The organism is Pseudomonas sp. SWI44, assembly GCF_002947915.1.
In the GTDB taxonomy this organism is placed as follows: Bacteria; Pseudomonadota; Gammaproteobacteria; order Pseudomonadales; family Pseudomonadaceae; genus Aquipseudomonas; species Aquipseudomonas taiwanensis.
In genome coordinates this window covers 1,264,844-1,284,620 of the sequence record NZ_CP026674.1, presented here as the reverse complement: position 1 = coordinate 1,284,620, position 19,777 = coordinate 1,264,844, and the positions used below count along the sequence as shown (strand labels likewise).

Sequence of the window (19,777 nt, the reverse complement as noted above, 5' to 3'; positions counted from 1 at the left end):
ATGTCGCCTGAAACCAAGAGGGAGAACAGCAGCTCTGTTGCAAAGGGTGTCGTAACCCGCTGAGCCTGTGCTGTTTTTTATTTGCTACACAGGTTGTACACGGCTTGCTGGCAATTTGGCAAATGGATGTCGCGAATCGTGCGCTTGATGTCGGGGGATTCATGGGACGAAGCGCGCTGGCCGCCGGCTCGGGCTGGGCGCATAGTCGTGCCTGGACAACTACAAGGCAGAGGCGGCCATGACCAAGACCCTGCATCACCGTGCCTGTCACCTGTGCGAGGCCATTTGCGGCCTGAGCATCGAAATTAGCCATGAGGCCGACGGGCGGGCGCGAATCAGTTCGATCAAGGGCGACGCCCAAGACCCATTCAGCCGGGGTCATATCTGCCCCAAGGCGGTGGCGCTGCAGGACATCCAGGACGACCCCGACCGGTTGCGCGTGCCTCATCGGCGCATCGGCGACCGTTGGCAGCCGATCAGTTGGCAGGAGGCCTTCGCCCTTGCCGCGGACAAGCTCTGGTCGGTGCAGCAGGCCCATGGTCGTAACGCCGTGGCGGTCTACCAAGGCAACCCCAGCGTGCACAACTATGGGTTGATGACCCACAGCAACTACTTCCTGGGCTTGCTCAAGACCCGCAACCGCTATTCCGCCACCTCGGTGGACCAGCTTCCACAGCACCTCACCAGCCACTTGATGTACGGCCACGGCTTGCTCCTGCCGATCCCGGACATCGACCACACAGACTTCATGCTGATCCTGGGTGGCAACCCGTTGGCATCGAACGGCAGCATCATGACCGTGCCGGATGTGGAAAAACGTCTGAAGACGCTGCGCGCCAGGGGGGGAAGGCTGGTGGTGGTCGACCCTCGGCGTAGCGAGACGGCCGCCATGGCGGATCGTCATCTGTTCGTGCGCCCCGGTGGCGACGCCGCGTTGTTGTGCGGCTTGCTCAACACTTTGTTCGATGAAGGGTTGGCCCGGGGCTCGCATCTGCCGGTCAATGGTTTGGAACAGGTCATTGAAGCGATATCACCCTTCACCGCCGAGAAGATGAGCGCCGTCTGTGGCATCCCTGCCACTGACATCCGCCAACTGGCGCGTGATTTCGCCGCTGCGGACACGGCCGTGTGCTATGGCCGCATGGGCGTATCGACCCAGGCCTTCGGCAGTCTCTGCCATTGGCTGGTGCAATTGATCAACCTGGTCACCGGCAACCTCGACCGTGTCGGAGGGGCGTTGTGTACCGAGCCTGCGGTCGATCTGGTGGCCAGCACCTCGGGCGGTCACTTCAATGCATGGCAGAGTCGCGTATCGGGCCTGCCTGAGTATGGCGGAGAGTTGCCGGTGGCGGCGTTGGCCGAGGAAATGCTCACGCCTGGGGAGGGACAGATCCGGGCGTTGATAACCGTAGCTGGCAACCCGGTGCTGTCCACGCCCAATGGCCGACAGCTGGATTCGGCGCTGGACAGGCTCGAGTTCATGCTTAGCATCGACCTTTACATCAACGAGACCACCCGCCATGCCGATCTGATCCTGCCATCGACCTCGGCGCTGGAAAATGATCACTACGACACCACCTTCAACCTACTGGCAGTGCGCAACGTCACCCGCTTCAACCGGGCGATCCTGCCCAAGCCAGAGGGGGCGCTGCATGACTGGGAGATTTTTGTCGGCCTGGCTCGCGCCTTCGCCGAACGCGCAGGCCTGGAGCTCAAGCCGACCCTTGCCCCGGCGCAGATGATCGACATGGCGCTGCGCAAAGGGCGCTATGGCGAGGCGTCGTCCTGGGGGCTTTCTTTGGACGCGCTTTTGGAGTACCCCCATGGCCTGGACCTGGGGCCGCTGCGGGCCAACCTTGGGACGCGCCTGCGCACCGAGAGCCAGGCCGTCGAGGCGGCGCCCCAGGTGTTGCTGGACGATTTGCACCGGCTTGCCTTGCAAGCGCCGCCACCGGCGGGGGAGCTGCTGCTGATCGGGCGGCGCCATGTCCGCAGCAACAACTCGTGGATGCACAATTACCAGCGCCTGGTCAAAGGCAAGCCACGCCATCATTTGCTGATGCACCCAGAGGACCTGCAGCAGCGGCAGTTGGAGAGTGGGCAGCGTGTGCGTATCCGATCGCGCACCGGCACGCTCGAAGTCGAAGTACTGGCCTGCGAGGACATGATGCCAGGCGTCGTCAGCCTGCCCCATGGCTATGGCCATGGCCGCCAGGGCGTGCAACTGCAGATCGCCCATGGACAACCCGGGGTCAGCGCCAACGACCTGACCGACGAGCATTTGCGCGATCAGGTTTCGGGTAACGCAGCTCTCAATGGCGTGCCGGTACAAGTGGAGGCCGCTTGAGCAATGGTAAGGCCGAGCACGTCGCTCGGCTTTCCGTTACAATGCGTCACCGTGCCGACGACCGTGTCGGAAAGTTCAGCCGAGGTGCTACATGGATATCATCGAAACGATCAAAGAGCAGATTGCCAACAACACCATTCTGCTTTACATGAAAGGCTCGCCGAATGCCCCGCAGTGTGGCTTCTCCGCGCGTGCCTCGCAGGCTGTGATGGGTTGCGGCGAGAAGTTCGCCTACGTCGACATCCTGCAGAACCCGGAAATCCGCGCCAACCTGCCTAAATACGCCAACTGGCCAACCTTCCCGCAACTGTGGGTGGCCGGCGAGCTGGTCGGCGGTAGCGACATCATGCTGGAAATGTTCGAAAAGGGTGAGCTGCAGACCCTGATCAAGGACGCGGCTGCCAAGGCCAAGGCTTCCGAAGCCTGATTGCTCCCAGGCATAAAAAAACCCGCTTGATGCGGGTTTTTTTATGGGGGTAGAAATTTATTCTTCGCCCATCTGCGATTGCAGGTAGTTCTCGATGCCGATCTTGTCGATCAGGCCCAGCTGAGTTTCCAGCCAGTCGATGTGTTCTTCCTCGGCTTCGAGGATGTCTTCAAGCAGATCGCGCGAACCGAAGTCGCCGGCCGTTTCGCAATGAGCGATGGCTGCCTTCAGGTCGATAAGACCTTTCTGCTCGATCTTCAGGTCGCACTCGAGCATTTCCTTGGTGTGTTCGCCGATCAGCAGCTTGCCGAGGTCCTGGACGTTGGGGATGCCTTCGAGGAAGAGAATCCGCTTGATCAGCTTGTCTGCATGCTTCATCTCGTCGATGGATTCTTTGTACTCGTGCTTGCCGAGCTTGTTCAGACCCCAATCTTCGTACATGCGCGCGTGCAGGAAGTACTGGTTGATTGCGACCAGCTCGTTTCCGAGGATCTTGTTGAGATGCTGGATGACGCTTACGTCGCCTTTCATGTCGGGTTCCTGCCCTTTAGAAGTGTGCCAATACTGCGAAGTTTGAGCCTGATGCCGGGGGCTGTCAAACCTAAGTTATTGAATAATAAATAAAAATTAATAGGAATAAGAATGTTTGTGAACCGCGTTAGAGCGCTAACTTATTGAATTGCGGGCATAAAAAAACCGGACGCAAGGTCCGGTTCTTCGAATTCGGGCAAATCAGGCAGCGGTAAATTCAACGGGGTAGGGCAGGGCGGCGTGTTGGCTTGCCTGGATTTCGGTCAGGGTCTCACGGACGACCTGTTTGGCGAGGCAAGCGCATTTGCCACATTGGCTGGCGACGTTGGTCGCGGTTCGCACTTCCTTGTAGCTGCAGCATCCTTCATAGATCGCATCGCGGATCTGTCCGTCGGTAACGCCGACACAAAGACACACATACATAGAGGCTGACCATCGCTGGTTGGGTCGATGGGAGGGAGCTTAATGTTAATGAGAATGCTTGTCAAAGGACTTTCGGAAAGGTGCGCGCTTGAGCGACCGGCGGTTGGATTCGGACTGTCACCGCAAGCCGTGTATGATGGACGGCCTTTGTTGGATGTCGGGCAAGCCAGCCTTGCACCGGCAAACGATTCTTCACCCTCATCAGGAGATAGCAATGAGCGTACTCGTTGGTAAAAAAGCCCCCGACTTCACCGTCCCCGCCGTACTGGGCAACGGCGAGATCGTCGACAGCTTCAACCTGGCTTCGGCCATCAAGGGCAAGTACGGCCTGGTGTTCTTCTACCCGCTGGACTTCACCTTCGTCTGCCCGTCCGAGCTGATCGCCCTGGACAACCGCATTCCTGACTTCCAGGCACGTAACGTTGAAGTGATCGGCGTGTCGATCGACTCGCACTTCACCCACAACGCCTGGCGTAACACCCCGGTGAACAGCGGCGGTATCGGTCAAGTCAAGTACACCCTGGCCGCTGACATCACCCACGAAATCTGCAAAGCCTACGACGTCGAGTCCGAAGGCGGCGTGGCCTTCCGTGGCGCCTTCCTGATCGACACCAACGGTGTGGTTCGTTCGCAGATCGTCAACGACCTGCCACTGGGCCGCAACATGGACGAACTGCTGCGTCTGGTCGACGCTCTGCAATTCCACGAAGAGCACGGCGAAGTCTGCCCTGCCAACTGGAAAAAAGGCGACCAGGGCATGACCGCTTCGCCGGAAGGCGTTGCTGCCTACCTGAGCGAGAACGCTGGCAAGCTGTAATTGCCGCGTGCATGAAAAAACCGGCCTAAGTGGCCGGTTTTTTTTGCTGCACTTTTCGGGAGTGCCGTGCGCTCGCGACACAAGGTCGCTCCCACACTGGGTGTGGAAACGACCCTGGCATTCGACTCAATCGTTGAAATCCCGCCAGCCGCCCATTTCCTTCCAGCGGTTGACGATGCCGCAGAACAGCTCGGCCGTCTTCTCGGTGTCGTAACGCGCCGAGTGCGCTTCACGGCCGTCGAAGTCGATGTCAGCGCTCTGGCAGGCACGTGCCAGCACGGTCTGACCATAGGCCAGGCCCGCCAGGGTGGCCGTGTCGAAGCTGGAGAACGGGTGGAATGGATTGCGCTTGATGTCGTTGCGCGCCACGGCAGCGTTGAGGAAGCCCAGGTCGAAGCTGCTGTTGTGCCCGACCAGGATCGCCCGTTTGCAGCCGTTAGCCTTGAGCGCCTTGCGCACGCCTCGGAAAATGTCCGTCAGCGCGCTGTCCTCGCTGACCGCCATGCGCAGCGGGTGGTCCAGCTTGATGCCAGTGAACTCCAGGGCCGCCGGCTCGATGTTGGCGCCTTCAAAGGGCTCCACGCGGTGAAAATAGGTGTGCTCGGGGAAGAGGAAGCCTTTCTCGTCCATGCCGATGGTGACAGCGGCGATTTCCAGCAACGCGTCGGTGGCGCTGTTGAAGCCACCGGTCTCGACATCCACCACCACGGGCAGGTAGCCACGGAAGCGTTCGGCCATCGGATGACGTGGGCCGCCGCTGACCTGACCGTCCTGGTCGTCTTCGTAGAGGTCTTCGCTCACGCGTTGTCCTCCAGCAGGCGCCAGCGCAGCTTTTCACCGGCGCGCAGCGGAACCACGGTCTGCTCGCCAAAAGGCAGGCTGTCCGGGGCGGTCCATTCCTCACGGACCAGGGTAATGGTGTCGGTATTCGCTGGCAGCCCATAGAAGGCCGGGCCATGCAGGCTGGCGAAGCCTTCCAGCTTGTCGAGCGCGTTACGCTGCTCGAAAGCCTCGGCGTACATCTCGATGGCCGCATAGGCGGTGTAGCAACCGGCGCAGCCGCAGGCAGCTTCCTTGGCATGCTTGGCATGAGGTGCCGAGTCGGTGCCGAGGAAGAACTTCGGATTGCCGCTGGTGGCGGCGTCCAGCAAGGCGACCTGGTGGGTGTTGCGCTTGAGGATCGGCAGGCAGTAGAAGTGCGGGCGAATACCGCCGACCAGCATGTGGTTACGGTTGTACAGCAGGTGCTGCGCGGTGATGGTGGCGCCGACGTTGGCCGGAGCCTCGGTGACGAACTGCGCGGCATCGCTGGTGGTGATGTGTTCGAACACCACCTTCAGGGTCGGGAAACGTTCGACGACGCGGCGCATGTGCTCGTCGATGAAGCGCTTCTCGCGGTCGAATACATCGATCTCGCTACGGGTCACCTCACCGTGTACCAGCAGAGGCATGCCAACTTCTGCCAGCGCCTCGATGGCGGGGAAGATGTTGTCGATGCTGGTCACGCCGGAATCGGAGTTGGTGGTCGCGCCAGCGGGGTATAGCTTGGCGGCGTAAACGAAGCCGCTGGCCTTGGCCGCGCGGATGTCCTCGGGGCTGGTGCGGTCGGTGAGGTACAGCACCATCAGTGGCTCGAAGCGGCTGCCGGCCGGACGTGCGGCCAGGATGCGCTCACGGTAGGCGCCCGCCTCGACGGCGTTGCGTACCGGCGGAACCAGGTTGGGCATGATGATAGCGCGGGCGAAAGTGCGCGCCACGTCGCCAACGGTATGGGGCAGGACGGCACCATCGCGCAGATGGATGTGCCAGTCGTCGGGGCGCAGGAGGGTCAGGCGATCGGACATTGGGGATTCCAGGCGGGTCGAACTCAAGCCCCAATGCTACCGGAAAACCCAGGGACGAGCACGGCTATCAAGTTTTCCGGTCGGCGCCCGATAGCCTCAAGGTAAGCCGTCAGAAATAGTGGAGCCGCCCGTGCGCCAGCGTTACCTAGCCCTGTTGACCCTGTTCGCCAGCCTGCCGGCTGGTGCGCTGACCTTCCAGACCCGCATGGAGAACATCGCCTGGAAAGTCGAGGGTGATCAGTTCGAATGCCGTCTTGTCCAGCCGATCGACGGTTTTGGCAGCGGTGAGTTCGTGCGCCGGGCTGGCGAGCAACCGGTCTTCAGGTTGCGTTCGGACACCAATGCCCTGGGCGCAGGTTCCGCGACGCTGCTGGCAGCGGCGGCGCCATGGCAGCCTGGACGGGCCGACATCAACCTGGGGGCGGTCCGTATGGCGCGCACCGGCGTGCTGTTCAGTTCTTCCCAGGGCCAAGCCAGCCGCTTGATCAACGGTCTGCTCGACGGACGTAGCACGGTGGTGCGCGCATACACGGGCGAGGGCGGGCGAGCCATGGAGGTGCGTGTGCTGCCGGTGAGCTTTGCCAAAGCCTACGGCGACTACCAGGCGTGTGCGGGCAAGCTGTTGGCAATGAACTTCGATCAGGTCCGCCAGACCCAGGTGGGTTTCCCAGGGGGTGGCATCGAGCTGGATGCCTCGGCCAAGGCACGTCTGGATGTGATTCTCGAGTATCTGAAGGCCGATCCGACGGTCAACCATATCGAGCTCAACGGCCACTCCGACAACAGCGGCAACCGCCTGACCAATCGTGACAGCTCGCGCCGCCGGGCGCTGGCCGTGGCCGACTACCTCAAGGCCAACGGTATACCGGAGGAGCAGATCGTCGTGCGCTTCCACGGCGAACGCTACCCGCTGGTGAAAAACAACACCCCTGCCAACCGTGCGCGCAACCGCCGGGTCAATATCGAACTGGACCGCGTCGCGGCAGTCGAGAAGCCTGTGGAGGCGCCCGTCGAGCAGCCGGCCGCGCAACCTGCCGCGGCACCGGCCGCCACAGCACCGGCCCCGGCCGCCCGGGCACCCGCGGCAAAATCCTGATTCCCCGCGACAGGGAGTCGCGCTATCGACAGTTCCTGTCGCTTTGTCATCACAAGCTGTCGCCCCACTGTAAATTTGGCCACAACACCGTTAGAATCGGTGGCTTTCCGTACAACCCCGTGGAGTGATGGCATGGCGGACGTAAAAAAGGTCGTACTGGCGTATTCCGGCGGCCTTGATACTTCGGTGATTCTCAAGTGGCTGCAGGACACCTACAACTGCGAAGTGGTGACCTTCACCGCTGACCTCGGTCAGGGCGAAGAGGTCGAGCCGGCTCGTGCCAAGGCCCAGGCAATGGGCGTTAAAGAGATCTACATCGACGATCTGCGCGAAGAGTTCGTGCGTGATTTCGTCTTCCCGATGTTCCGCGCCAACACCGTCTATGAAGGCGAGTACCTGCTGGGTACTTCCATCGCCCGTCCGCTGATCGCCAAGCGTTTGATCGAAATCGCCAACGAAACTGGCGCCGATGCCATTTCCCATGGCGCGACCGGCAAGGGTAACGACCAGGTTCGTTTCGAGCTGGGTGCTTACGCACTCAAGCCGGGCGTCAAGGTCATCGCCCCGTGGCGCGAATGGGACCTGCTGTCCCGCGAAAAACTGATGGACTACGCCGAGAAGCACGGTATTCCGATCGAGCGTCACGGCAAGAAGAAATCGCCGTACTCGATGGATGCCAACCTGCTGCACATCTCCTATGAAGGCGGCGTACTGGAAGATACCTGGACCGAGCACGAAGAAGACATGTGGCGTTGGAGCGTCTCTCCGGAGAAAGCCCCCGACACCCCGACCTACATCGAGCTGACCTACCGCAACGGTGACATCGTCGCCATCGACGGCGTCGAGAAGTCCCCGGCCACCGTCCTGGCAGACCTGAACCGCATCGGCGGCGCCAACGGTATCGGCCGTCTGGACATCGTCGAGAACCGTTACGTCGGCATGAAGTCCCGTGGCTGCTACGAGACCCCGGGCGGCACCATCATGCTCAAGGCTCACCGCGCCATCGAGTCGATCACCCTGGACCGCGAAGTTGCCCACCTCAAAGACGAGCTGATGCCGAAGTATGCCAGCCTGATCTACACCGGCTACTGGTGGAGCCCGGAGCGTCTGATGCTGCAGCAGATGATCGACGCTTCCCAGGTCAACGTGAACGGCGTCGTACGCCTGAAACTGTACAAGGGCAACGTCATCGTTGTCGGCCGCAAGTCGGATGACTCGCTGTTCGATGCCAACATCGCGACCTTCGAGGAAGATGGCGGCGCCTACAACCAGGCCGATGCTGCGGGCTTCATCAAGCTCAATGCGCTGCGCATGCGCATTGCTGCCAACAAAGGCCGTTCGATGCTTTAACTGCTGCCTTGAGCTGCACCAAAACCTCGGCTTCGGCCGGGGTTTTTTTTTGCGTTAATCGCGCCGCAGCACTTCAAGGCGCAAGTGCCGCCGTGTGCTTAGGAAGTGGTCCTAGAGTCAGGTTGATGGACTGATGTTTTTCCAGGTCCAGAAACAACCAGCTGCGCTCGGTGTCGTTGGGATACTCCAGCGCTTCGAGCACTTGCTGGCGTAGCGTCGACTGCGCATGGGGTCCATGGAACATCACTGTTACTGGAGTGGGCGTGAAAACCTGGCTCGGGCTCAGTGGGCTCATCGCATGAGTGGCTGTTTCGCCAAGGGCGGTGTCGGGCACGTAGAAGGACTTGTAGTTGAAGTTCAACGTGAGAAAGAACAACGCGGTGAGGAAGAACGGAAAGGCGACGAGGAACCAGGTGTACAGGGTTTGACTGTCCTCGCTGAGGAAGGGCAGGGTGGCCAGCGCGGAGGCTTCGATGATGCCCGCGAAGACAGCGATTATGGTCAGCGGCGCGACAGGTTGAGCGTTGGGCATGAGGGTGGTCTCCTGCTGTTTTCTTCTCAATACCGCACTAAGTCAATCAACTAAAGAGTGGGGCTTTCCACGCTTGAAGCCACCTGCCGTTCAACCTGACGACGATAAGTTTCGCTTGCATCCGCGCAGCGAAGTTTCACTCAAGTCGTGCGGATAGTTTCAACTGTTCAATTCCGAAGCAGCGCAGGTAATTTGTGATACGAAGAAGTTGAGTGAAAGTACAACCAACTTGTAGGAAATTTCTCCAATTGCTGTAAGTTCCATCTATTCGCGTATTCGAGCGGAAAATCGTAACGCAAGAGTTGTTCTGCTCGGTTATCTTGGCGCGTCAACGAAAATAATGAATGGATTTCGCATGAATAAAGTGCTTATCGTGGATGACCATCCGGTCATACGTTTGGCCGTACGCATGCTGATGGAGCGGCACGGCTACGATGTGGTCGCCGAAACCGATAACGGCGTGGCCGCCTTGCAACTGACGCGAGAACACCTACCGGACATCGTGGTGCTGGATATCGGTATCCCGAAACTCGATGGGCTCGAGGTGATCGCCCGCATGGCCTCGGCCAGTCCGGGAAGCCGAGTTCTGGTGCTGACCTCACAGGCACCAGGCCACTTCTCGATGCGTTGCATGCAGGCGGGGGCTTCGGGGTACGTGTGCAAACAGCAGGAGCTCACCGAGTTGCTCAGTGCGATCAAGGCCGTGCTGTCGGGTTACAGTTATTTCCCGAACCAAGCGTTGCACCCGTCGCGAGGAAGGGGAGGCGGCGCGACCGAGAGCGAAATGGTCGAGCGTTTATCCGCCCGGGAAATGATGGTGCTGCAGCAACTGACACGCGGCAAGTCAAACAAGGAGATTGCCGAAAGCATGTTCCTCAGCAACAAGACGGTCAGTACCTACAAGACTCGATTGTTGCTCAAGCTCAATGCCCGGTCGTTGGTTGACCTGATCGAGCTTGCCCAACGGCATGGCTTGACCTGAGTGCCATGAAGCGGAAGGCCTCCACCAGGGAGGCCTTCCGGGGGACTACAGGTCGTAGTCGAAATCGGCCAACTGCTTTTGCAGGCGTCGCTCTTCCAGCAGGTTGTCAATGGTGCGGCGTTTGCTCAGGTTGGTCTTCGCGGTTTCTACCTGAGGTTCCGCTTCGTCGTCGGCGGTAGCAAATTCATCTTCGATGGACAGGTCGTCGTCTTTATCGGTGCTCATTGAGTCGCTCCAAGCCAAAGGGCCATTGGCGGTCCTTATAACGAGAAAGCTGAGCCCGGTAAAAAAGATTTTTTCAATCGTCAGCCCCCGTTTTTTGCTATCGACTCAATCGTCCGAAGTCTTGTGCTTGTACTCGCAAAGGTCTTCGATCCGACAGCTTCCGCAACGCGGCTTGCGCGCCTGACACACATAGCGCCCATGCAGAATGAGCCAGTGGTGGGCATCGAGCAGGTAATCCTTGGGCACGAACTTGATCAGTTTCTTTTCCACTTCCAGCACTGTCTTGCCGGGCGCGATGCCGGTGCGGTTGCTGACCCGGAAAATATGCGTATCGACCGCCATGGTGGGTTGCCGGAAGGCGGTATTGAGGACCACGTTGGCTGTCTTGCGGCCCACACCCGGCAGGGCTTCCAGGGCCTCGCGCGTTTCCGGGACCTGGCTGCCGTGGCGCTCGATCAACAGGCGGCAGGCTTCGATGACGTTCTTGGCCTTGCTGTTGTAGAGCCCGATGGTCTTGATGTATTCGCTCAGCCCCTCAACGCCCAGGGCATAGATGGCTTCTGGCGTGTTGGCCACGGGAAATAGCCGCGCCGTGGCCTTGTTGACGCCAACGTCGGTGGCTTGAGCCGAGAGGGTCACGGCTACCAGCAGTTCGAACGGTGTGGTGTAGGCCAGCTCGGTCTTCGGGTCCGGATTGTCTTCGTGCAGCCTGCGGAAGATTTCCAGGCGTTTTGCGGCATTCATGGGGCGACGCTTTCCTTCGGCGTTAAGGGCAGGGTTGGGCGAAGGCGATTGTACAAGGCCAACAGCATGCCGAGTATCAGCAGGGCGCCTGGGGCAAGGCTGGCCAGATGCAGGTTCAGGCCTTCACTCAGCCATTGGCGGGTGGCGCCCAAGAGTGTGCAGATCATAACCATACCGCTCAGTTGCCATACCCACTGTCGCCAACGCCCCTCCATTGGCAACAAGTTGTCCCACGCGATGCACGCAAGGCACAACAGCACCGGGTAGAAGCCCAGCGACTGGGCAATCGGCAAGGCCCAGGCACGCAGGCCAAGCTGCAGGCAACTGGTAAGGGCAGCGATCAGTAGCAGGCTTGCCAGCTGGTACGCCGCTGCGCTGAGCCGGCAGCGCAGAGGCGCCAGCAATGCCTGGTGAGCGAGCGTCAAGCCCAGCATACACAGCGCGATGCAGGCGCCTTGGGTCAACGTGCGGGTAGCCCCGAGCACGGGGAGCAGGCTGGCAGCCAGCCAGAAATAGTTATTCATGAACAGCGTCCTCGAGCAGCGTTTGCCGATGCTTGTCGAAGTAACTTAAGGCGTCCTGCAACGCTGCGATCACTGCCCGCGAGGTGACCGTGGCGCCCGCCAACTGGTCGAAATCTCCGTGGTCGCGCTTGAGCGCCCAGCGGTCCTTCAACTGCCGGTTGGCAAACTGTGCCAGCCAATCCACTTGCGGGTCGATGATTCGCGCGCCCAGTCCAGGGCTTTCCTGTTGTTCGAGTACCTGGCTGCCAATCAAGCGCCCGTCGGGGGCGATGGCGATGCTCAGCTGGATGACGCCGGAATAGCCTTGGGTCTCGCTGAGCAAGATGATAGCCGTCAACCTCGTGCCGAGCGTCGCCCGGTAGGCCGCGATGATACGGCTGTGCGGCTGCTCGGCTTCGGGTACCTGCAACGCGGCGGCCAGCGGACGGTTGTCATAGCTGCCTGCGGGCAGGATGGCGAGCAGTTGACGTTCCTTCAATGCTTGCTCGGCTTGGGTGATCGCGGGTTGGGTCCAGTGGTGCCAGGCCAGTGTGGCTGACACGGCCAGTCCCCCAATGGCGATCAGCCAGGCTGTCGAGGCGATGAGGCGGTTCACGGCGAGGCCTGCGTGCGTCGCAAGGCAAGACGCTCAAGGCAGGGGACGGCAAGGTTCATCAGCAGGATGGCAAAGGCGGTGCCATCAGGGTAACTGCCCCACGTGCGGATAAGGTAGATCAACAGGCCCGCACCGAACCCGAACAGCAACTTGGCCAAGTCGCTCTTGGGGCCGGAGACAGGTTCGGTGGCAATGAAGAAAGCCGCCAGCATGGTCGACCCGGAGAACAGGTGAAGCAAGGGTGAGCCATGGGAGTCCGAGCCCGAGCCGTTCCAGCCCAGTAAGCTGAACAGCGCAAGCCCCGCGAGCAACCCCGTCGGCGTCTGCCAGCCGAACACCTTGCGCTGCATGAGCACGAGGCCTGTGAGCAGGAACGTCAGGTTGACCCACTCGATGCCGCGCCCGCCAAGGGTGCCGAAACCTGGATGTTGGGCGAACAGTTCGTCGATGGTCAGGCTGCGGTTGTGGCGCAGGCCGTCGAGGATGGTCGGTTGTGCCCAGGCATCGATGGGCTCGTTGGCCAACACCTGTTGCAGGCTGTCCAGAAGGCCGGGCGACTGCCCCGGCCAATGGTTCATGTGCAGCGGGAAGCACAGCAGTACCAAGGCGTAGCCGACCATGGCCGGGTTGAACAGATTGCGGCCCACACCCCCAAAGGCTTGCTTGCCAATACCAATGGCGGCGCTGGCGGCGATCACCGGAATCCACCAGGGCGCGTGGGTCGGCAGGGCGGCAGTCAGCAGCACTGCGGTCACCAGTGCACTGCCATCGGCCAGCGTTTCGGCGACGGGCTGGCCGCGCAATGCCAGCAGCGATGCTTCACAGGCCAGGGCTGCGCCGCAGCACAACAGCAAGCTCAACAATAGGCCCCAGCCGTGCAGCCAGAACAGTGCCAACAGGCCAGGCACGCAGGCCAGCAGCACCAGCCCCATGGCGTTGCGCATTCGCGGCTCAGGCGCTGCCATTTTCAGGGCCTGCCTGAAGCGCATCGAGGTGTTGCTGGGCCTGGTCAGCGGCAGCTTGCAACGTTTGCAGTTGAGCGAGCTGGTCGTCGCTGGGCGTTGCGCCAAGCGCGGTTCGGGCCTTGCTCAGCTGCGCCCGGCTCATGGCTGCGGCAATCTTGGCCTGTTTGAGTGCCGCATCATTGTTGGAGGCTTGCTGGGCTTGTACCCGTTCCATGGCCGCCTTGATCGGGTCGGACGCCCTTAGTGTGCTGTCAGGTGCGCTCGCGGCTTTGGCTGTATGGCGTGCCGCACGCTGGGCTTCGCGGCGGGCTTCATCGCGCAGCAGGCGGATCGCGCGCTGTTCATGGCGATGACGCGCCTGATCGCGACGCCGCTGGCGGTCCTGCAATTGCCTGGGGGTATGGGCCAAGCCACCGACTACCGGTACGACATCGGGCGGTACGGGGAGCATGTCGATGCAGTCGACCGGGCAAGGGGCCAGGCACAGGTCGCAGCCGGTGCACTCGGCGGCGATCACGGTGTGCATCAGCTTGGCCGCCCCGACTATGGCATCGACTGGACAGGCCTGGATGCACTTGGTGCAGCCGATGCACTCCGCTTCGCGTATGAACGCCACCTGCGGTGGCGCGCTGCCACGCTGTGGGTCAGGCGCGATCACCGGGAGGTCCAGCAAGGAGGCCAGGGCCTGGATGGTTTCGCTGCCGCCTGGCGGACATTTATTGATCGCTTCGCCCGCGGCAAGACCTTCGGCATAGGGCCGACAGCCTGGGTGGCCGCATTTACCGCATTGGGTTTGCGGTAGCAGGGCGTCGATGCGTTGTATCAGACTCATTGTGTGAATAATCCGTTCAGGCCGGAGAACGCCATCGCCATGATCCCGGCGCCGAGCAAGTCGATGGGCAAGCCCCGCAGGCTGACCGGGATGTCGGCCTGTTCGGTGCGCTGGCGCAGGTCGTTGAACAGCGCCAGTGCCAGCCAGAAGCCAAGGCCAGTCAGTAGCGCACTGGTGGTGACCACCAGTGCGCCCTGGCCTTCGGCCGTCGCTTGTACCGACAAGCCTAGCAGTGGAGCCCCGGCTGGCATGAGCGCCGTTAGCGCGGTAACAGGCCAGTCTGGCCGTAACTTTGCCAGTACCCATTGCACCGCCCAACTCACCAGCGCGAGCCATGGAAGTAGCAGCAACAGTTGCAGATCCTGCAGTTGCCAGGGCACCAGCAGTACGCGCACCAGCAATTGCCCGCCAGTCACTCCCAGTAAGATCGCCAATGCGCACGCCATGCCAAGCACATGCACGTGCAGCCGCGAAGCGGGCTGGCGTTGAAGGGTCAGGAAGCTGATCAGTGCAGCGCTGACCAGAACCAGCATGTAGTCGTTCATGGGATGACGATAGCCGGGAAATGTCGGCCGTGGATGCAAATGCCCCGGCGGTTGAGCCGGGGCTGGGGCGTTACTTGATGCGTTGGCCTGGCTTGGCACCACTGTCGGGGCTGAGCAGGTAGATTTCTTCACCACCAGGGCCTGCCGCCATGACCATGCCTTCGGAAACGCCGAAGCGCATTTTGCGCGGCTTGAGGTTGGCAACCATCATGGTCAGGCGGCCTTCCAGCTTCGATGGGTCAGGGTAGGCCGACTTGATGCCCGAGAACACGTTGCGTTGTTCGTCACCGATGTCCAGTGTCAGGCGCAGCAGCTTGTCTGCGCCTTCAACCGATTCGGCCTTGACGATCAGCGCCACGCGCAGGTCGACGGCGGCGAAGGTGTCGAACTCGATTTCGGCCGACAGTGGGTCCTTGGCCAGTTCGCCGTTGCCAGCAGGGGCCTTGGCTTCGGCGGCCAGCAGGTCTTCCTTGCTGGCGGCGACCATGGCTTCGACCTTGGCAGGTTCGATGCGGCTCATCAGCGCCTTGAATGGGTTGAGCTTGTGATTTTCCAGGCGCAACAGGTGGTCATTCCAGGACAGCGGGGCGACGTTGAGGAACGCCTCGGCATCGGCGGCCAGTACCGGCAGTACCGGTTTGAGGAAGATCACCAACTGACGGAACAGGTTGATGCCCTGGGCGCAGATAGCCTGGACTTCATCCTGCTTGCCTTCCTGCTTGGCCAGCGACCACGGCGCCTTGTCGGCGATCCAGGCGTTGGCGCGGTCGGCCAGTGCCATGATTTCGCGCATGGCCCGACCAAAGTCGCGACCTTCGTAGGCTTCGGCGATCGATGGCGCCGCCGCCAGGAACGCTTCGGTCAGCTCGGGTGCGGCGTCGCCGGCAACCATCACGCCGTCATTGCCCTTGTGAATGAAGCCTGCGCAACGGCTGGCGATGTTGACCACCTTGCCGACCAGGTCGGAGTTGACCTTCTGCACGAAGTCTTCGAGGTTCAGGTCCAGGTCGTCGACGCCACGTCCCAGCTTGGAGGCATAGTAGTAGCGCAGGTATTCGGGCTGCAGGTGGTCCAGATAGGTGCGCGCCTTGATGAAGGTGCCGCGCGACTTGGACATTTTCGCGCCGTTGACGGTCAGGTAGCCGTGCACGTTGATGCCGGTTGGCTTGCGGAACCCCGAACCTTCGAGCATCGCTGGCCAGAACAGGGCGTGGAAGTTGACGATGTCCTTGCCGATGAAGTGGTACAGCTCGGCCTTGGAGTCTTCTTTCCAGAATGCGTCGAAGTCAAGCTCCGGACGGCGTGCGCAGAGGTTCTTGAAGCTGGCCATGTAGCCGATCGGCGCGTCCAGCCAGACATAGAAGTACTTGCCCGGCTCGCCTGGGATCTCGAAGCCGAAGTACGGCGCATCACGAGAGATGTCCCACTCCTGCAGGCCGGCGTCCAGCCATTCGGCGAGCTTGTTGGCCACTGCGTCCTGCAAGGTGCCGCTGCGGGTCCACTGCTGCAGCATGGCCTGGAAGTCGGGGAGCTTGAAGAAGAAGTGCTGCGAGTCGCGCAAGACCGGGGTCGCCCCCGAGATGGCCGACTTGGGGTTCTTCAACTCGGTCGGCGCGTAGGTGGCACCGCACTTCTCGCAGTTGTCACCGTACTGATCTTCGGCCGCGCACTTGGGGCAGGTGCCCTTGATGAAGCGGTCAGCCAGGAACATGCCCTTCTCTGGGTCGAAGTACTGGGTGACCGAACGGGTGGCAATGTGTCCGGCATCACGCAGGCGCGTGTAGATCATGCTGGACAGCTCGCGGTTTTCTTCGCAGTGGGTGGAGTGGAAGTTATCGAAGTCCACCAGGAAATCGGCGAAGTCGCTGCTGTGTTCGGCCTGGACGTTGGCGATCAGTTGCTCAGGCGTGATGCCTTCCTTCTCGGCGCGCAACATGATGGCCGAGCCGTGGGCGTCGTCGGCGCAGACATAGATGCACTGGTTGCCACGCAGTTTCTGGAAGCGAACCCACATGTCCGTCTGGATGTACTCGAGCATATGGCCAAGGTGGATGGATCCATTGGCATAGGGCAGGGCGCTGGTGACGAGAATCTGGCGTGGCTCGGACATGTTGGCTCGGCTACTTATCTGGCTCGGGTAAAAACAAGGGTGATCGGCAACTATAAAGGGCTGGGAAATATATTTCACCCTAAGGACGCATCTACTGACGATTGACGGGTTAGGATAAGCGCCTGTTTCACTTTCGTTTGCCAATGGGAGCCTCCATGAGTGCCGTCACCCGTGCCGCCGTCGAAGGCGTGCTTCGCCAGTACACCGACCCGTATCTGAACCTGGACCCCGTGAGCGCCGGCTGCGTGCGGGCCATCGACATCCAGGGCGGCCAGGTCAGCGTGCAGTTGCAGTTGGGGTATGCCGCTGGCCTGTTCAAGAATGGCTGGGCCCAGGTGCTGCAGACAGCGATTGAGAACCTCGACGGCGTCACCTCGGCCCAAGTGTCGATCGACTGCGTGGTGGCTGCGCACAAAGCCCAGGCCCAGGTGCCGGCCATGGCCAATGTCAAGAACATCATCGCCGTGGCGTCCGGCAAGGGCGGGGTAGGCAAGTCGACCACCGCGGCCAACCTGGCCCTGGCACTGGCCCGTGAAGGCGCCCGAGTGGGCATTCTGGATGCCGACATCTATGGCCCGAGCCAAGGTGTGATGTTCGGTATCGCCGAAGGTACGCGCCCGCAGATCCGCGAGCAGAAGTGGTTCGTACCGATCAAGGCCCATGGTGTGGAAGTCATGTCCATGGCGTTCCTGACCGACGACAACACACCGATGGTCTGGCGTGGCCCGATGGTCTCCGGCGCGCTGTTGCAACTGGTGACCCAGACCGCCTGGGACGACCTTGACTACCTGGTGATCGACATGCCGCCCGGCACGGGCGACATCCAGCTGACCCTGGCTCAGAAGGTGCCGGTGGCCGGTTCAGTGATCGTCACCACACCTCAGGACCTGGCGTTGCTGGACGCCAGGAAAGGCGTGGAAATGTTCCGCAAGGTGAACATCCCGGTATTGGGTGTGGTGGAAAACATGGCCGTGCACATTTGCTCGAACTGCGGCCACGCCGAGCACCTGTTCGGTGAGGGCGGCGGTGAGAAACTGGCTGCGCAGTACGGTGTCGACCTGCTGGCCTCGTTGCCGTTGTCGATGCTGATTCGCGAACAGGCAGACAACGGCAAGCCGACGGCCATCGCCGAGCCGGAAAGCCAGATCGCCATGGTTTATCAAGAGCTGGCTCGCCAGGTGGGCGCGCGGATCGTGCTGCAGGAAGCGGCTGCACCGGCGATGCCGAGCATCACCATCAGCGAAGACTGAGGTTCGCTCAGGAGGCTGCGCGGCAGGCGCCGGTTTGCCGGCGATCACCGACGCGGCCACCACCAAGCAGCGCGCCAGCGCCTGCAAGCACCGCGACGATTTTCCGATCACTGCAGTAGCAGTGTGATCCAGGCATAAAAAAACCCGCCAGATGGCGGGTTTTTTTGAAAGCGAGGAAGCGAGATCGATTTAGGCGATCTGAACTTCTTCAGCCTGCATGCCTTTCTGGCCGCGGGTAGCGACGAAAGTAACAGCCTGGCCTTCTTTCAGGGTTTTGAAGCCGTCAGCTTGGATGGCTTTGAAGTGCACGAACAGGTCGTCGCCCGACTGAGGGGTGATGAAGCCGTAGCCCTTCTCATCGTTGAACCACTTAACAACACCGGATTGACGGTTGGACATGTTTCTGTCTCCTTGGACAAAGTTGATTACGGTCAGGAAAAACCCTGGCCGGGACTGAGCGCAAAGAGAGCAGAAAATTCAGCGATGGGTCGATAGGAATCGTGCATCAAACTAGAGATTCTCGGTGTCACGTGCAGCACAGTGGCGTCACCTTAACCCACTTTCCACGACCTGCCAATCACCAAGATGGCCTTTGTCGAAATTCAGATCGACGGCCACCGTAGGCCCCGTCTGGCGCGGGGTGCGGCATGGAACTTTAACCTGAGCGCGTGGACCGGTAAGATGCGCATCTCGATTTTTACCTCGCAACCCTTCAGGACACCCCCGCCATGAGCATCAAATCGGACAAGTGGATTCGCCGCATGGCGCAGGAACACGGCATGATCGAACCGTTCGTCGAGCGCCAGGTGCGCGGCGAGCAGGACAGCCGGGTGATTTCCTTCGGCGTCTCCAGCTACGGCTACGACGTGCGCTGTGCCGACGAATTCAAGGTGTTCACCAACATCAACTCGGCCACGGTCGACCCGAAGAACTTCGATGCCGGTAGCTTCGTCGACGTCAAGAGCGATGTCTGCATCATCCCGCCAAACTCCTTTGCCCTGGCGCGCACGGTCGAGTATTTCCGTATTCCACGCAACGTACTGACCATCTGCCTGGGTAAAAGCACCTATGCCCGTTGCGGCATCATCGTCAACGTCACCCCGCTCGAGCCTGAGTGGGAAGGGCACGTGACCCTGGAATTCTCCAACACCACTACCCTGCCGGCGAAAATCTATGCCAACGAGGGTGTGGCGCAGATGCTGTTCCTCGAGTCCGACGAAGAATGTGAAGTGTCCTACAAGGACCGCGGCGGCAAATACCAAGGTCAGCGCGGCGTCACCCTGCCGCGTACCTGAGTCGACGAGCGCGGGGAATTCCTTGCGCCTTTGGCACTCCAACGAGGTAACCGTGCCGATGCGCGTGAGGCGCATCGGCTCTGCTCAGGAGCTGTCAATGAAACTCCATCCCGCGATCAGTGCGAAGCTGGCTGTGCTTGAGCCTAATCAGATCGGCCTGCTGGCGTGGTCATTGCTGGCGCACCCGCTGCCGATGCAGGCGGGCGGTGTGCCGCATCAGCCCGACCCTGATACTCCGCAGCCGCCCGACCCTGGTGAAGGCCAACCCATGGAGCCCGGCGAGCCAACCTTGCCCGACGAGCCACCGCCTTCCCCCGTGGCCTGACACCCGGCTGCCTGAGCG

Annotated in this window: 22 protein-coding genes and 1 pseudogene; 9 read left to right on the top strand and 14 right to left on the bottom strand. The window is 61.1% G+C overall.

Going from position 1 to position 19,777, the window contains the following annotated elements:
- The first annotated feature begins 238 nt into the window (after positions 1-238).
- Both C4Q26_RS06255 and grxD read left to right on the top strand, forming a co-directional pair.
- Positions 239-2,347, top strand: coding sequence for a molybdopterin oxidoreductase family protein (locus tag C4Q26_RS06255; RefSeq protein WP_023379023.1), 2,109 nt, complete (start codon positions 239-241; stop codon positions 2,345-2,347).
- A 91-nt stretch (positions 2,348-2,438) separates the two neighbouring features.
- A complete protein-coding gene (gene grxD / locus C4Q26_RS06250; RefSeq protein ID WP_010952251.1) occupies positions 2,439-2,774 on the top strand; it encodes a Grx4 family monothiol glutaredoxin in 336 nt (111 codons plus the stop codon).
- Between the two features lie 57 nt (positions 2,775-2,831).
- Here the strand turns inward: grxD and bfr are convergent, their stop codons facing one another.
- Complete coding sequence (gene bfr, locus C4Q26_RS06245) at positions 2,832-3,305, bottom strand: bacterioferritin (protein ID WP_023379024.1); 474 nt, start codon at positions 3,303-3,305, stop codon at positions 2,832-2,834.
- Positions 3,306-3,506: 201 nt separating this feature from the next.
- Entirely contained in the window at positions 3,507-3,728 is a 222-nt protein-coding gene (locus C4Q26_RS06240; RefSeq protein WP_023379025.1) for a bacterioferritin-associated ferredoxin, read from the bottom strand.
- A 214-nt stretch (positions 3,729-3,942) separates the two neighbouring features.
- Here C4Q26_RS06240 and C4Q26_RS06235 point away from each other — a divergent pair, with 214 nt between their 5' ends.
- Positions 3,943-4,545, top strand: coding sequence for a peroxiredoxin (locus C4Q26_RS06235; RefSeq protein WP_023379026.1), 603 nt, complete (start codon positions 3,943-3,945; stop codon positions 4,543-4,545).
- Between the two features lie 126 nt (positions 4,546-4,671).
- Here C4Q26_RS06235 and rnt read toward each other — a convergent pair whose 3' ends face one another.
- Both rnt and pyrC read right to left on the bottom strand, forming a co-directional pair.
- On the bottom strand, positions 4,672-5,283 hold the full coding sequence (rnt, locus tag C4Q26_RS06230; RefSeq protein ID WP_238346502.1) for a ribonuclease T: 612 nt from the start codon (positions 5,281-5,283) through the stop codon (positions 4,672-4,674).
- A 59-nt stretch (positions 5,284-5,342) separates the two neighbouring features.
- Positions 5,343-6,389: a dihydroorotase gene (pyrC, locus tag C4Q26_RS06225; RefSeq protein ID WP_027907472.1), complete on the bottom strand. Its 1,047-nt coding sequence runs from the start codon at positions 6,387-6,389 to the stop codon at positions 5,343-5,345.
- Between the two features lie 130 nt (positions 6,390-6,519).
- On the opposite strand from pyrC, the gene C4Q26_RS06220 reads away from it, so the two are divergent.
- Both C4Q26_RS06220 and C4Q26_RS06215 read left to right on the top strand, forming a co-directional pair.
- Complete coding sequence (locus C4Q26_RS06220) at positions 6,520-7,485, top strand: OmpA family protein (RefSeq protein WP_027907473.1); 966 nt, start codon at positions 6,520-6,522, stop codon at positions 7,483-7,485.
- Between the two features lie 132 nt (positions 7,486-7,617).
- Entirely contained in the window at positions 7,618-8,835 is a 1,218-nt protein-coding gene (locus tag C4Q26_RS06215) for an argininosuccinate synthase (protein WP_023379030.1), read from the top strand.
- A gap of 73 nt (positions 8,836-8,908) precedes the next feature.
- On the opposite strand, the gene C4Q26_RS06210 is transcribed toward C4Q26_RS06215, so the two are convergent.
- Entirely contained in the window at positions 8,909-9,367 is a 459-nt protein-coding gene (locus tag C4Q26_RS06210) for a hypothetical protein (RefSeq protein ID WP_023379031.1), read from the bottom strand.
- A 355-nt stretch (positions 9,368-9,722) separates the two neighbouring features.
- Between C4Q26_RS06210 and C4Q26_RS06205 the strand changes: the two genes are divergently transcribed.
- Complete coding sequence (locus C4Q26_RS06205; RefSeq protein WP_023379032.1) at positions 9,723-10,349, top strand: response regulator transcription factor; 627 nt, start codon at positions 9,723-9,725, stop codon at positions 10,347-10,349.
- A gap of 45 nt (positions 10,350-10,394) precedes the next feature.
- On the opposite strand, the gene C4Q26_RS06200 is transcribed toward C4Q26_RS06205, so the two are convergent.
- The 8 genes and pseudogenes from C4Q26_RS06200 to metG form a co-directional block, all read right to left on the bottom strand.
- Positions 10,395-10,574, bottom strand: coding sequence for a PA3496 family putative envelope integrity protein (locus tag C4Q26_RS06200; RefSeq protein WP_023379033.1), 180 nt, complete (start codon positions 10,572-10,574; stop codon positions 10,395-10,397).
- A gap of 105 nt (positions 10,575-10,679) precedes the next feature.
- A complete protein-coding gene (nth, locus tag C4Q26_RS06195) occupies positions 10,680-11,318 on the bottom strand; it encodes an endonuclease III (protein ID WP_023379034.1) in 639 nt (212 codons plus the stop codon).
- Entirely contained in the window at positions 11,315-11,842 is a 528-nt protein-coding gene (locus C4Q26_RS06190; protein ID WP_023379035.1) for an Rnf-Nqr domain containing protein, read from the bottom strand. Before C4Q26_RS06190 ends, nth begins: the two co-directional genes overlap by 4 nt.
- On the bottom strand, positions 11,835-12,437 hold the full coding sequence (locus tag C4Q26_RS06185; RefSeq protein WP_104882891.1) for an RnfABCDGE type electron transport complex subunit G: 603 nt from the start codon (positions 12,435-12,437) through the stop codon (positions 11,835-11,837). Before C4Q26_RS06185 ends, C4Q26_RS06190 begins: the two co-directional genes overlap by 8 nt.
- Positions 12,434-13,402 (bottom strand): RnfABCDGE type electron transport complex subunit D, encoded by a 969-nt coding sequence (locus C4Q26_RS06180; protein ID WP_104882890.1) that lies wholly within the window; start codon positions 13,400-13,402, stop codon positions 12,434-12,436. Before C4Q26_RS06180 ends, C4Q26_RS06185 begins: the two co-directional genes overlap by 4 nt.
- Positions 13,403-13,412: 10 nt before the next feature.
- Positions 13,413-14,234 (bottom strand): annotated as a pseudogene (gene rsxB / locus C4Q26_RS06175) (electron transport complex subunit RsxB); the annotation flags it as partial.
- A complete protein-coding gene (locus tag C4Q26_RS06170) occupies positions 14,231-14,779 on the bottom strand; it encodes an Rnf-Nqr domain containing protein (protein ID WP_027907477.1) in 549 nt (182 codons plus the stop codon). The pseudogene rsxB and the gene C4Q26_RS06170, both read right to left, overlap by 4 nt.
- 70 nt (positions 14,780-14,849) lie before the next feature.
- Positions 14,850-16,889, bottom strand: coding sequence for a methionine--tRNA ligase (gene metG / locus C4Q26_RS06165; RefSeq protein ID WP_027907478.1), 2,040 nt, complete (start codon positions 16,887-16,889; stop codon positions 14,850-14,852).
- Between the two features lie 155 nt (positions 16,890-17,044).
- Here metG and apbC point away from each other — a divergent pair, with 155 nt between their 5' ends.
- Complete coding sequence (gene apbC / locus C4Q26_RS06160; protein ID WP_023379041.1) at positions 17,045-18,139, top strand: iron-sulfur cluster carrier protein ApbC; 1,095 nt, start codon at positions 17,045-17,047, stop codon at positions 18,137-18,139.
- A gap of 189 nt (positions 18,140-18,328) precedes the next feature.
- Here the strand turns inward: apbC and C4Q26_RS06155 are convergent, their stop codons facing one another.
- Complete coding sequence (locus tag C4Q26_RS06155; RefSeq protein ID WP_003254922.1) at positions 18,329-18,538, bottom strand: cold-shock protein; 210 nt, start codon at positions 18,536-18,538, stop codon at positions 18,329-18,331.
- 329 nt (positions 18,539-18,867) lie between these two features.
- Between C4Q26_RS06155 and dcd the strand changes: the two genes are divergently transcribed.
- Both dcd and C4Q26_RS06145 read left to right on the top strand, forming a co-directional pair.
- The gene (dcd, locus tag C4Q26_RS06150) at positions 18,868-19,434 is read left to right on the top strand and encodes a dCTP deaminase (RefSeq protein ID WP_008096785.1); all 567 of its coding nucleotides are present in this window, start codon (positions 18,868-18,870) and stop codon (positions 19,432-19,434) included.
- 97 nt (positions 19,435-19,531) lie between these two features.
- Positions 19,532-19,759 (top strand): hypothetical protein, encoded by a 228-nt coding sequence (locus C4Q26_RS06145; RefSeq protein WP_023379042.1) that lies wholly within the window; start codon positions 19,532-19,534, stop codon positions 19,757-19,759.
- Positions 19,760-19,777 lie beyond the last annotated feature (18 nt).